Below are 12,452 nucleotides of genomic sequence, written 5' to 3'. Positions count from 1 at the left end.
CCGGATGCGTGTCGCGATCAGCGTCGCCGGAGTGGTGCAGGGCGTCGGGTTCCGGCCGTTCGCCCACCGGCTGGCGGTGCGGCTGGGGCTCGCCGGGTTCGTCGGGAACGACGGGCACGGCGTCTTCGCCGAGGCCGAAGGACCGCCGTCGCGGGTGGCGGCCTTCGTCGAAGCGTTGACGGCCGAAGCGCCGCCGCTGGCGGTCGTCGACCGGGTCGAGGCGCGGGAGATCCCGGCGGCCGGCGGCACCGGGTTCGTCATCGTCGCCAGCCCGTCCGGTGGCGCCGCCGACACGCTCGTCTCGGCCGACTCCGCCACCTGCGACGACTGCCTGCGTGAGCTGCGCGACCCCGCGGACCGGCGGTTCCGGTACCCCTTCGTCAACTGCACGAACTGCGGGCCGCGGTTCACCATCGTCCGGGGCGTGCCCTACGACCGGCCGCTCACCACCATGGCCGGCTTCGCGATGTGCGCCGAGTGCAAGCAAGAGTACGAAGACCCCGAAGACCGGCGGTTCCACGCCCAGCCCGTCTGCTGCCCGGCGTGTGGGCCGTCGCTCGAGTTCCGGCCCGGTGGCGGAGACCCGATCGCGGCGGCCGTCGAAGCCCTGCGCGGGGGACAGGTGGTCGCGATCAAGGGGCTCGGCGGTTACCACCTCGCCGTCGACGCGCGAAGCGAGGAAGCGGCCGAGCGCCTGCGCACGAGAAAACACCGTGAGGACAAGCCGTTCGCCGTCATGGTCGCCGATCTGGCGCAGGCCCGGGAACTGGCCGAAGTGGACACAGCGGCCGAAGAAGCGCTCACGAGCCGGCGGCGGCCCATCGTGCTGCTGCCGAAGAAAGCCGAACTCGCCCGGGCCGTCGCGCCGGGGAACCGGCGGATCGGGGTCATGCTGCCCTACACCCCGCTGCACCACCTCCTGCTGGAGCACACCGGGCCGATCGTGCTGACCAGCGCGAACGTCTCCGACGAGCCGATCGTGTACCGCGACGAAGACCTGGACCGCCTCAAGGACATCGCCGATGCCTTCCTCGGCCACGACCGGCCGATCCACACCAGGACCGACGACTCCGTCGTGCGGATCACGCGCGGTGGACCGCAGGTCCAGCGGCGTTCACGCGGCTACGCGCCCGAGCCGGTCCAGCTCGAGACGAAGCAGCACCTGCTCGGCTGCGGCGCCGAACTCAAGAACACCTTCTGCCTCGCCAAGGGACGGCACGCCTTCCTCTCGCACCACATCGGCGACCTGGAGAACTACGAAACGCTCAAGTCCTTCACCGAAGGCATCGAGCACTTCAAGCGCCTCTTCGCCATCGACCCGGTGCTCGTCGCGCACGACCTGCATCCCGAGTACCTGTCCACGAAGTACGCGCTCGACCTCGACGTCGACCTGCTCGGCGTGCAGCACCACCACGCGCACATCGCCGCGTGCCTGGCCGACAACGGCGAGGACGGCCCGGTGCTCGGCGTCGCCTTCGACGGCACCGGCTTCGGGCCCGACGGCACGATCTGGGGCGGCGAGTTCCTGCTCGCCGACCTCACCGGCTACCAGCGGCTGAGCCACCTGCGGCCGGTCGCCATGCCGGGCGGCGTGATGGCGATCAAGCAGCCGTGGCGGATGGCGGCGTCCTATGTGGACGAACTGGGCCGGCCGGCGCGGGAAGACATCGTCAAGCTGAAGCGCAGCGGCCTCAACTCACCCCTGACCTCCAGTGCCGGGCGCCTTTTCGACGCCGCGGCCGCGCTGCTCGGCGTCCGGGACGCCATTACCTACGAAGGCCAGGCCGCCATCGAGCTGGAACAGCTGGCCGACCCGGGCGAAACCACCGCCTACCGCGCGCGGATCGACGACGTCGTCCACGGCGAGGACCTCATCGCCGCTCTCTTGGACGACCGAAGCCGCAACGCGACGAGAGCCGCCCGGTTCCACAACGGCGTCGCCGACGCGATCGCGCGGACCTGCGACCGCTTCCGCGACCACAGCACGACGGTCGCGCTCTCCGGTGGCGTCTTCCAGAACGTCCTCCTGCTGGACCGGACCGTGGAATCCCTGGAACGAGAGGGTTTCCGCGTCCTGACCCACCGGGACGTCCCGTGCAACGACGGCGGGATCAGCTTCGGACAGGTCGCCGTAGCCAGTCGTACCACTCGGTGAGGCCGTCGCCGCGGGTCGCGCTGACCTGCACCAGCCCCGCCGACGGGTTCACCCGGCGGACGTCCCGCTCGAACTCGGCGACGTCGAAGTCGACGTAGGGCAGCAGGTCGACCTTGTTGAGCAGCACCAAGTCCGTGGCGGCGAACATGTGCGGGTACTTCAACGGCTTCCCCGGCCCCTCGGTCACCGAGAGGATCACCACGCGGGCCGCCTCGCCGAGGTCGAACAGCGCCGGGCAGACCAGGTTGCCGACGTTCTCGATGAACAACGTCGAGCCGGGCGAGAGACTCAGCGAATGCAGTGCCCGGTGCAGCATCGACGCGTCCAGGTGACAGCCCGCGCCGGTGTTGATCTGCACCACCGGCGCGCCGGTCGCCTTGATGCGCTCGGCGTCGAGCAAGGTCTCCTGGTCGCCTTCGATCACCGCGCACGGCGTGTCCGAAGCCCGGATCGTCCGTTCCAGCAGTGTCGTCTTCCCGGCGCCGGGCGAGCTCATCAGGTTGATCGCGAAGACGCCGGACTCGCTCAGGTGCGCGCGGTTGTGCGCCGCGAGTTCGTCGTTCTTCGCCAGGATGTCCTGCTCCAGCACCACCGTGTGGGCGTGGTCGGTGATCCGGACCTCCGAATCGGAGCAGCCGCACGTGTCACACATCGCTGACCTCCACTGAAGTGATGCGCAGTTCGCGTCCGGCGAGCACCGAGACGTCGGCGCTGCCGCAGGGGCACAGCAGGATGAAGTCGTCGAGGCCGAACTCTTCGCCGCAGTCGCGGCAGCGCGCCCGGCCCGCGGGCTCGGCGATGTCGAGCCGGGCCCCTGCCAGGGAGGTTCCGGCACAGAGGACGTCGAAGCAGAAGCGGACGCTGTCGGGCACCACGCCGGACAGCCGCCCGATCTCCAGCTGCACGCTCGTCACCGTCGCGTCGCCCAGCTTGGCGACGATCGCGTCGACCACCGACTGCGTGATCGCCATCTCGTGCATTCAGCAGATCCTCGGCAGCGGGTCCCCGACCAGCAGGTCCACGATCCGCGTGCCGCCGAACGCGGTGTTCAGCAGCACGATCCCCGGCGGGTCGTCCGCGATCCGTCCGATCACGGCGGCGTCCGCGCCGAGCGGGTGGGCCCGCAACGCGGCCAGCGCGTCGCCGGCCTGGGCGCCGTCCACGACGACCACGATCCGGCCTTCGCACGCGACGTACAGCGGGTCGATGCCCAGCAGCTCCGACGCGCCGCGGACCTGTTCGCGCACCGGGACGGCCTTCTCGTCGACGACCACGGCGACCTCGGCGGCCTTCGCGATCTCGTTGAGGATCGTCGCGACGCCGCCGCGGGTCGCGTCCCGCATCGCGCGCACGCCGGGCGCCGCGGCCAGCAGCCCGGCGACCAGCTCGTGCACCGGTGCGGTGTCGGACACCAGGTCGGCGTCGATGTCGAGCTCGCCGCGGGCCAGCATGATCGTGACGCCGTGGTCGCCGATCGGCCCGGAAACGAGGACGGCGTCTCCGGGCTTCACGGTGGCCACGCCCAGGCCGGTGCGCGTGAGCACGCCGACCCCGGCGGTGTTGACGTACACGCCGTCGGCCTTGCCGCGCTCGACGACCTTGGTGTCGCCGGTGACGATCTGCACGCCGGCCGCGAGGGCCGCGGACCTCATCGAGTCGACGATCTTGAGCAGGTCCTCGACCGGGAAGCCTTCCTCGAGGATGAACCCCGCGGTCAGGTACAGCGGCCGCGCGCCGGACACCGCGAGGTCGTTCACCGTGCCGTTCACGGCCAGGTCGCCGATGTTGCCGCCGGGGAAGAACAGCGGTGAGACGACGTAGGAGTCCGTGGTCAGTGCCAGGCGGGCGTCCCCGATGGTCAGCGTCGCCGCGTCTTCGAGGGGTTCCAGCAGTGGGTTGCGGAACGCGTCGAGGAACACCGCCTCGATCAGCGTGTGCGTCGACTTGCCGCCCGCGCCGTGGGACAGCGTGATGCGCTCTTCGCGGACCTTCGCGCGCCGGCGTCGGGCCCGCTCGATGCGGTCGAGGACCTGCTGCTCGCGCTCGGTGGTGGTCATGTGCGGCTCGCCTCCCGGACGCGCTGCCGGCTGAACCGGCCGAAGTTGTAGTACGCCGCGCAGGCGCCCTCGGGCGAGACCATGCACGTCCCGATCGGCGTTTCCGGGGTGCACGCGGTGCCGAACACCTTGCACTCCCACGGCTTCAGCACGCCCTTGAGCACTTCGCCGCACTGGCACGCCTTCGGGTCGGCGACGCGCAAGCCGGGGATCTCGAAGATCCGCTCGGCGTCGAACTTCGCGTACTTCTCGCGGATCGCCATCGCCGAGTGCGTGATGAACCCCAGGCCGCGCCACTCGAAGTACGGCCGCAGCTCCATCACCTCGTTGATCGCCTTCAGCGCGACGAGGTTGCCGTTCCAGGGCACGACCCGCGAGTACTGGTTCTCGACCTCGGACCGCTTCTCGGAGAGCTGCAGCATCAACATGTAGATCGACTGCAGGATGTCCAGCGGCTCGAACCCGGCGACCACCACGGGCTTGCCGTAGTCGCGGGCGATGAACTCGTACGGCCGGCAGCCGATCACCGTGGACACGTGGCCCGGGCCGATGAAGCCGTCGAGCCGCAGGTCGGGGGAGTCGAGGATGGCCTTGATGGCCGGGATGATCGTGACGTGGTTGCCGAACACGGAGAAGTTCTCGATGCCTTCGGCGGCCGCGCGCAGCAGCGTCATCGCGGTGGACGGCGTGGTCGTCTCGAACCCGATCGCCATGAACACCACGCGCAGGTCCGGGTGCTGCCGCGCGATCTTCAGCGAGTCGAGCGGCGAGTAGACCATCCGGATGTTCGTGCCCTCGGCGTTGGAGTCGAAGAAGTTCCCGCCGGAGCCGGGGACGCGCATCATGTCGCCGAACGACGTCATGAGCACGCCGGGCTGCCGGGCGATGTGGATGGCGTCGTCGATGCGGCCCATCGGGATCACGCACACCGGACAGCCCGGCCCGTGCACCAGCGTGACGCTCTCGGGCAGGTAGTCCTCGAGGCCGTGCTTGTAGATGGTGTGCGTGTGGCCGCCGCAGACCTCCATGAACTTGTACTGCCGGCCCGGCTCGCACAACGACGTGATCTTCGCGGACAGTGCCCGCGCCTTGTCCGCGTCGCGGAACTCGTCGACGAAACGCATGAGCACTCCTACTCGATCCGGGATTCCAGCAGCGCGGCCATTTCGTCCTCGTACGCCTTGCCGATGCTTTCGAGGAATTCGAGGGCGGCCGCGGCCTCGGCTTCGTCTATTTTGGACAGTGCGAAGCCGACGTGGATGAGGACCCACTCGCCGGGCTTCGGCGGATCGTCTTCGAGCAGGCCGATGTTGATGGTGCGTTTGACTCCGCTCACGGACACCTTCGCGAGGTCGGGACGCTCTTCGCTGATCTCGATGACTTCACCGGGAATGCCGAGGCACACGGTTCAGACCTCCGTGGTTTGCAGCTGCGGACTGGTTCCCCAGGCGAGTTCGGTGACCGCACGGACGGCCGCCGGGACGGCCGCGGTCACTTCGGGCGACAACCCGATCCCTTCGTCGAGGCACGCCGGTTCGCAGCCGACGAGCAGCACGCGCCCGGCGTCGCCGCCGAGCAACCTGAGCAGCCGGAACACCGCGTCCGGCCGCATGCCGTGCGCGTCGATCGACGCCGACGCCGCCAGGTCCTCGGTGTCGGCTTCGATCAGCGAGAGCGTGCCGGGCGGGCGGCCGTGCGGGGTCGCGTCGAGCAGGATCGTCGTGTCGTAGCCGCCCATCAGGTCGTAGGCGAGGTGCATGCCGGCGATGCCGTAGTCGGCGATCTGCACCCAGGGCGGCAGATCGGCCTGCTCCAGCTCCTTGATGACTTCGACGCCGAAACCGTCGTCGCCCAGGAAGATGTTGCCGATGCCGGCGACCAGTACTCGTGGCCTCATTCCGCGACCTCCAAGGGTTCGATCTCGTCGGGGGAGAAGTACCGGTACCGGCCCTGCGCGTGCTGCAGGTCGGCGCCGGGGTCGTCGTCGAGGGTGACCGCGACGTGCGTGCCGCCGTCCACATCGGACAGCACCGTGCGCACGGTGGCGGTCCGGCCGGTGAGGAACATGTCCTGCGCGTCGGTGCCGCGCAGGTTCGGCCGCAGGCGCACGCGGGACCCCTCGGCCACGCGGACACCGGCGACGACCACCGAAGGCTCGACCGGCCGGACGGACCGGACCGCGCCGTGCAGCCGCTCCAGCAGCTCCGGCGGCATCGCGTCGACGCGGTCCACGATCGCCGCCGCGCGCGGGTCGGTGGCCCGGGCCTCGCGCTTCTCCTCGTCGGTCAGCGTCATCGTGCGCAAGGTGAGGATCTCGTCGATTTCGGTGCCGTCGAAGAGGTCGCCCGGGCTTTCCGGGGCGATCGCCGGGTCGTCGTAGAGGATGATCGGGGACGCGAGCACTACCGTGCTGCGCGAGGTGTCGCCGATCAGCACCGGCCAGAGCCGCTCCTGCCGGCAGGCCTCGACCGCCGGTTTCGCCCACTCCGGCGGGTCCAGCATGGACAGGAAGTGCCCGGTGTCGACGCTGAGCACGAGGTGGGCGGCGAGCAGCGCGTGCCGCAGGGCGTGCTCGCGGACGCCGTCCGAGTGCCACGACGTCGTGTTGTGCACCTCGACGCGCAGCCGGGCGCCGCCGAACGGCCCGTCGAGCGGGTCGACCCGGGCGGTCAGGACGCCGGACAGTTCGTGCACGTCGAACGGCTTCTCGGCGGGCAGTTCCGAAAGCGGCAGCTCGAAGTCGATCTCGTGCTCGACGCCTTCGTCCGCCGTGGCGCGTGCCTCGGCCCGCAGGAACCGCAGCTTGACGCGCAGGATCGTGCGTTCCAGCGGCTCGACGACGCACTCGACGCGTGCCGACGCGTGCTCGCCGATCTCCGCCGACGCGTACGACGGCGGCATCAGCACGCCCCACTGCCAGCGCACGCGGTTCTTCGGCGCCGACGCCCGGTACGGGTAGAGGAGGTAGCCCTCGTAGAGCACGGCGTCACCGACCGCGCGGGCCTGCTCGAGAACGTTCACGGTTCACCGGCCAGCAGCTTGTCGATCGCGGCTTCCCAGGTCGGGATCGCGTGCCGCGCCTTGTACTTGAGCAGCGCGTCGACCGTCTCGCGCGGCAGCTTGATCCACGCGGCGTTCGGGAAGTAGCGGGTCATCAGCTCGTCCCAGACGGCCACCGGCATCCGGCACTCGGCCTGCGTGTGCCACGGCACCTGCTCGACCCAGAACCCCGGCCCGCCCTTGCCGAACACGGTCCCGCTGAACAGCAGCACCATCGGCACGACGCCCTCGGACAGCGCGTGGAAGTACTTGCCCGCCGCGACTTCGAGGTCGTAGGTGCACGGCACTTCGGCGTCGACCTCGGTGGCACCGGTGAACCCCGGCACGGTCACCGACACGGTCGTGAACTGGAACGGCTTCAGCGTCTCGCCCCACCGGGACCGGTCGCCGAAGAGGTGGGTGAGCAGCTCCGACTCGTCGTCGGCGTACCGGCGGCGCTGCGGCTCGATGCGGATCTGGACGCGCAGCACCATCGCGTGCACGGGCTGCCCGCTCAGCTCGGAGATCCGCAGTTTGAACGCGAGTGTGGGGGAGGCGGCGTACTTCAGCGGCCGGACGTCGATGCAGTCGAAGGTCAGCTCAGCCATCGCCGCGCTCCCGCAACCGAGCGAAGAACCCGTCGATGGCCTCATGGGCTTCGGTGCCGCCGTCGAAGCCGCGCCAGGTCGTCCGGACGAGCCCGACCAGCTCGTAGCAGACGTCGATCGGCACCAGGAACCCCTCGAAGTCGTCGTCGAGCTGGTTGACCAGGAGTGCTTCGACGTCGTCGGCGACGTCGGCGAGCAGGTCGTCGCCCGTGCCCAGCGGCAGCAGGGACTCCGTCGCACCCGCCGGACTCGGGTAGAACGCGACGACGCGGTCCTGCACCGAGTTCCGGAACAAGAACGCCGTCCGGACCGGGATGCCGGCCGACGCCCACAGCGCGGCGCCCGGCTCGAAGCGCGGGAGGTGCCGGACGCGGTCCGGCACCGCGCGGTGCCGCTTGCCGCCCGCGCCGCGGTGGGTGAAGAGCAGGTAGCAGCCCCGGCAGGCGCACAGGATCGTCCGGGACTCGAGGTCGATGACGTGCCCGTGCTCGGCACCGATCGGTTCCGCGCACAGCTCGCACTTCTCGCCGGGCGCGGCGCGCGGGGCGCGGGTGCGGAACCTGCGCAGGCCGCCGGTCACGGGACCTCCACGGGACACAGGGGCAGCAGGGGACGGCCGCCCGGACCGGCTTCTTCGGCCACCCCTTCGACGACGACGTCGGAGATCTCCGGTGCCGCCGCCCGGACCACGCGCTCGATGGCGTACTTCGCGGTGACCGTCGAGGACGGGCAGCCGTCACAGCTCCCCTGCAGCCGCAGCCGGAGGACGCCGTCGTCGATCCCGACGAACTCGACGTCGCCGGCGTGCGAACCCAGGTACGGCCGCACCTCGTCGAGCGCTTCGGCGACCCGCTCGTGCGTCGATCGGGGGTGCAGGTCGTGCAGCACGAGCAGGCCGCGGACGTGGTCGTCCTCGAGGAGGCGGTCGAGCAACGGCCGGTCGACGGCTTCGACGATCCGGGCCAGCCCGGCGCCGTAGAACTCGAGCAGCGTGTGGACGAGTTCCTCGGCGAGCTCGGCCTCCGGGCCGGAGAACTCGCCCAGCAGCTGCTCGATGCGCTCGCCGACCCGGTCGACTTCGGTCATCAGCCGAGCTCCCCGCCGAACGCGTGCGGGGTGTGCAGCCGTTCCAGGACCTTGCCCTTGCCGGTGTACATGTGGACGCCGCAGGGCAGGCACGGGTCGAAGCTGCGGACCGCGCGCATGATGTCGATGCCCTTGAAGTTCTCCTGCGTGTTCTCCTCGAAGATCGGCGTGTTCTGCACGGCGTCCTCGTACGGCCCCGGCGTGCCGAAGCTGTCGCGCACGCTGCCGTTCCACGGCGTCGGCGGGTACGGGTGGTAGTTCGCGATCTTGCCGCCCTTGATCACCATGTGGTGCGACAGCACGCCGCGCACCGCTTCGGTGAAGCCGCAGCTCACGCCCTCCTCGGGAACCTTGAAGGGCTCCCACGTCTTCGTGTTGCCCTGGCGGACCTCACCGAGGGCCTGCTCGGCGAAGTGCAGCGCCATCGCGGCCGCGTACGCCTGGAAGTACGTCCGCGCGCGGTTGCGTTCGAGCGCGTTGCTCCACTGCGGGATCTTCCACTCGAAGCCGACCTCGGGCTTGGTCGCCGTGCGCGGCAGGGTGATCGTCACGCTGTGCCCGGTCGACTTCACGTACGGCGTGTCGACGAGGCCGGCCAGCGCGGTCACCCACAGCCGGGCGATCGGGCCGCCGCCGGTGTCGAGGGCCAGGTGGTCCTTGCCGTCGAACCAGCGCGGCGACATCGTCCACGAGTACTTGCCGTCGAAGTCGCGCTTCGCCGGCCGCGGGATCGTGTGCTGGTTCCAGGGGTGGCGCTGGTCGACCGGGTTGCCGAGCGGGTCGTGCGTGACGAACATCGGCTGGTCGGCCCAGTCCTCGTAGAACGAGCTGCCGAGCAGGATCCGGATGCCGAGGTTGATGTCGAGCAGGCTGGTGGTGACGAGCTTGCCGTCGACGACGATGCCCGGCGTCACGAACATCTTGCGGCCCCAGGACTCCATGTTCTCGTAGCTGAAGTCGCAGTGCTCGGGGTCGTTGAGGCTGCCCCAGCAGCCGAGCAGGATCCGGCGCCGCCCGACCTCTTCGTAGCCGGGCAGGGCCTCGTAGAAGAAGTCGAAGAGGTCGTCGTGCATCGGCAGGCAGCGCTTCATGAACTCGACGTAGCGCATCAGCCGGGTCAGGTAGTCGGTGAACAGCTGCACGGTGGCGACCGTGCCGACGCCGCCGGGGTACAACGTGGACGGGTGGACGTGCCTGCCCTCCATCAGGCAGAACATCTCGCGCGTGCTCCGGGAGACCTGCAGGGCCTCGCGGTAGAACTCGCCCTCGAGCGGGTTGAGCGAGCGCATGATGTCGCCGATGGTCCGGTACCCGTGGTCGCGCGCGTGCGGTGCTTCGGTGCGGTTGGCCAGCTCCAGGACACCGGGGTTGGTCTCGGCGACCATCTTCTCGCAGTAGTCGACCCCGACCAGGTTCTCCTGGAAGATGTTGTGGTCGAACATGTACTCGGCGGCCTCGCCGAGGTTGAGGATCCACTCTCCGAGGTGCGGCGGGCGGACGCCGTAGGCCATGTTCTGCGCGTACACCGAGCAAGTCGCGTGGTTGTCGCCGCAGATCCCGCAGATCCGGCTGGTGATGAAGTGCGCGTCGCGCGGGTCCTTGCCCTTCATGAAGATGCTGTAGCCGCGGAAGACCGACGACGTGCTGTGGCACTCCACGACCTTCTTCTGCGCCCAGTCGATCTTCGTGTAGATCCCGAGGCTGCCGACGATCCGGGTGATCGGGTCCCACGCCATCTCGACGAGGCCGGTCTTGTCCTTCATCTCCGTCATGACCGCGTCCCTGCCTGGTAGCCGGTGTCGAGCTTGCCGCCCTTGTGCCGCCACTTGGGCTCTTTGTCGGCCTTGCGTTCGGTGATCTTCCGCAGGCGGCGGATCACCGACCCGTACGTGCTGGCGGCGAAGGAGGACACCTGCGCACCGGGTGGCTCGTCCATGAACGGCATGAACTTGTCCGGGAAGCCCGGCATGGTGCAGCCGATGCAGATGCCGCCGACGTTCGGGCAGCCGCCGACGCCGTTGATCCAGCCGCGCTTGGGCACGTTGCACTTCACGACCGGGCCCCAGCAGCCCAGCTTCACCAGGCACTTCGGGGAGCCGTACTCCGTGGCGAACTGGCCCTGCTCGTAGTAGCCGCCGCGGTCGCAGCCCTCGTGCACGGTCGCGCCGAAGAGCCACTGCGGCCGCAGGTGGTCGTCGAGCGGGATCATCGGCGCCTGCCCGGCGGCCTGGTAGAGCAGGTAGGTGATGGTCTCGGACAGGTTGTCCGGGTGGGTCGGGCAGCCGGGCACGCAGACGATCGGGATGCCGGCCCCGGACTTCCAGTTCCAGCCCAGGTAGTCGGGCACGCCCATGGCGCCGGTCGGGTTGCCCTGCATCGCGTGGATGCCGCCGTAGGTGGCGCAGGTTCCGGCGGCGAGCACGGCCAGCGCTTTGGGCGCCAGGCGGTCCAGCCACTCGCTGGTCGTCATCGGCTGGCCGGTTTCGGGGTTGTTCCCGAACCCGCACCAGTAGCCCTCCTCTTTGATCGACTCGTTGGGGATCGAGCCCTCGACGACCAGCACGAACGGCTCCAGCTCGCCGCGGTCGGCTTTGTGGAACCACTCGATGAACGTGTCGGCCCCCTTGTCGGGGCCGCATTCGAAGTCGATCAACGGCCAGTGGACCGCGATCTTGGGCAGGCCGGGCAAGGCACCGAGGACGATTTCCTCGATGCTCGGTTGCGTGGCGGCGGTCAGTGCGACGGAGTCGCCGTCGCAGGACAGGCCGGCGTTGATCCAGAGGATGTGGATGGGCTGCTCTTCTTGCTGCGCGTGCGTCACGGGTGTGCACCCCCGGGGTCGTCGAGCGCGCCGAGGGTCAGCTCCCACAGCGCGTGGTAGAGGGTCGTCTGGGCTTCCTGGATGCGGTGCACGGAAGGGGACGGGACGACGAAGAGGTGGTCGATGCTGTCCAGCTCGGCCATCTTGCCCCCGTCGTAGCCGGCGATGCCGACGGTCACCATGCCGTGCCGGGCGGCTTCATCGAAGGCGCGCACCAGGTTCGCGGAGTTCCCGCTGGTGGACAGGCCCACCGCGATGTCGCCGGGCCGGCCGAACGCGCCGATCTGCCGGGCGAACACGACGTCGAACCCGATGTCGTTGGACAGGGCCGTCACCACCGCGATGTCGTTCGTCAGCCCGAAGGCGGGCAACGGCCGCGCGTCGCCGGCCGGGCTGAGGAAGAGGCTGGCGAGGTCCTGGGCGTCGGTCGAGCTCCCGCCGTTGCCGAAGGCGAGCAGCCGGCCGCCGCCGCGGAACGCGCGCGCCAGGTCCTGGGCGCACGCGAACAGCCGGTCGCGGTCGGCGGCGAGCACCTCATCGCGGAGGGCGACGATCTCGCGCACCTTGTCCACAGTGGACTGTTCGACCTGGCGGAGGACGGCGTCGAGGTCGCTCGCACCCGAGTACAGGAACGGGTACAGCGCCTCGAGGCCGTCGGGGACGGGGTGTTCCCGCGTCATGCCGGC

14 protein-coding genes are annotated in these 12,452 nt (G+C 69.8%); 1 reads left to right on the top strand and 13 read right to left on the bottom strand.

The annotated features are described in order from the left end of the window. Positions 1-4 precede the first annotated feature (4 nt). Positions 5-2,155, top strand: a complete 2,151-nt coding sequence (hypF, locus tag H4696_RS32190; RefSeq protein WP_086862276.1) for a carbamoyltransferase HypF — start codon at positions 5-7, stop codon at positions 2,153-2,155. Here hypF and hypB read toward each other — a convergent pair. From hypB to H4696_RS32125, 13 genes are read right to left on the bottom strand one after another with little or no spacing between them, the layout of a single operon-like run. Next, the gene (gene hypB / locus H4696_RS32185) at positions 2,112-2,807 is read right to left on the bottom strand and encodes a hydrogenase nickel incorporation protein HypB (protein ID WP_086862277.1); all 696 of its coding nucleotides are present in this window, start codon (positions 2,805-2,807) and stop codon (positions 2,112-2,114) included. The genes hypF and hypB overlap by 44 nt on opposite strands. Further along, positions 2,800-3,135, bottom strand: a complete 336-nt coding sequence (locus H4696_RS32180; protein WP_086862278.1) for a hydrogenase maturation nickel metallochaperone HypA/HybF — start codon at positions 3,133-3,135, stop codon at positions 2,800-2,802. The genes hypB and H4696_RS32180 overlap by 8 nt, the downstream gene beginning before the upstream one ends. Next, a complete protein-coding gene (gene hypE, locus H4696_RS32175) occupies positions 3,136-4,212 on the bottom strand; it encodes a hydrogenase expression/formation protein HypE (protein ID WP_086862279.1) in 1,077 nt (358 codons plus the stop codon). Further along, entirely contained in the window at positions 4,209-5,336 is a 1,128-nt protein-coding gene (hypD, locus tag H4696_RS32170; protein WP_086862306.1) for a hydrogenase formation protein HypD, read from the bottom strand. Before hypD ends, hypE begins: the two co-directional genes overlap by 4 nt. A gap of 8 nt (positions 5,337-5,344) precedes the next feature. After that, positions 5,345-5,617 carry a HypC/HybG/HupF family hydrogenase formation chaperone gene (locus H4696_RS32165; RefSeq protein ID WP_086862280.1) on the bottom strand — a complete coding sequence of 91 codons (273 nt, stop codon included), beginning with the start codon at positions 5,615-5,617 and terminating at the stop codon, positions 5,345-5,347. A gap of 3 nt (positions 5,618-5,620) precedes the next feature. Further along, positions 5,621-6,109 carry a hydrogenase maturation protease gene (locus H4696_RS32160; protein WP_086862281.1) on the bottom strand — a complete coding sequence of 163 codons (489 nt, stop codon included), beginning with the start codon at positions 6,107-6,109 and terminating at the stop codon, positions 5,621-5,623. After that, positions 6,106-7,233: a hypothetical protein gene (locus H4696_RS32155; protein ID WP_086862282.1), complete on the bottom strand. Its 1,128-nt coding sequence runs from the start codon at positions 7,231-7,233 to the stop codon at positions 6,106-6,108. The genes H4696_RS32160 and H4696_RS32155 overlap by 4 nt, the downstream gene beginning before the upstream one ends. Next, positions 7,230-7,859, bottom strand: coding sequence for a DUF6084 family protein (locus tag H4696_RS32150; protein ID WP_086862283.1), 630 nt, complete (start codon positions 7,857-7,859; stop codon positions 7,230-7,232). The genes H4696_RS32155 and H4696_RS32150 overlap by 4 nt, the downstream gene beginning before the upstream one ends. Continuing rightward, positions 7,852-8,439 carry a DUF5947 family protein gene (locus H4696_RS32145; protein ID WP_169735057.1) on the bottom strand — a complete coding sequence of 196 codons (588 nt, stop codon included), beginning with the start codon at positions 8,437-8,439 and terminating at the stop codon, positions 7,852-7,854. Before H4696_RS32145 ends, H4696_RS32150 begins: the two co-directional genes overlap by 8 nt. Then, positions 8,436-8,945, bottom strand: a complete 510-nt coding sequence (locus tag H4696_RS32140) for a NifU family protein (RefSeq protein WP_086862284.1) — start codon at positions 8,943-8,945, stop codon at positions 8,436-8,438. The genes H4696_RS32145 and H4696_RS32140 overlap by 4 nt, the downstream gene beginning before the upstream one ends. After that, on the bottom strand, positions 8,945-10,717 hold the full coding sequence (locus tag H4696_RS32135) for a nickel-dependent hydrogenase large subunit (protein WP_086862285.1): 1,773 nt from the start codon (positions 10,715-10,717) through the stop codon (positions 8,945-8,947). The genes H4696_RS32140 and H4696_RS32135 overlap by 1 nt, the downstream gene beginning before the upstream one ends. Further along, entirely contained in the window at positions 10,714-11,766 is a 1,053-nt protein-coding gene (locus tag H4696_RS32130) for an NADH-quinone oxidoreductase subunit B family protein (RefSeq protein WP_086862286.1), read from the bottom strand. The genes H4696_RS32135 and H4696_RS32130 overlap by 4 nt, the downstream gene beginning before the upstream one ends. Next, on the bottom strand, positions 11,763-12,446 hold the full coding sequence (locus H4696_RS32125; RefSeq protein ID WP_086862287.1) for a D-sedoheptulose-7-phosphate isomerase: 684 nt from the start codon (positions 12,444-12,446) through the stop codon (positions 11,763-11,765). The genes H4696_RS32130 and H4696_RS32125 overlap by 4 nt, the downstream gene beginning before the upstream one ends. Positions 12,447-12,452 lie beyond the last annotated feature (6 nt).

Origin of the sequence: Amycolatopsis lexingtonensis, from assembly GCF_014873755.1 — a bacterium.
GTDB classification, from domain to species: Bacteria; Actinomycetota; Actinomycetes; order Mycobacteriales; family Pseudonocardiaceae; genus Amycolatopsis; species Amycolatopsis lexingtonensis.
The sequence above is the reverse complement of the archived record's forward strand: the minus strand, read 5'-3'. Positions and strand labels throughout refer to the sequence as shown.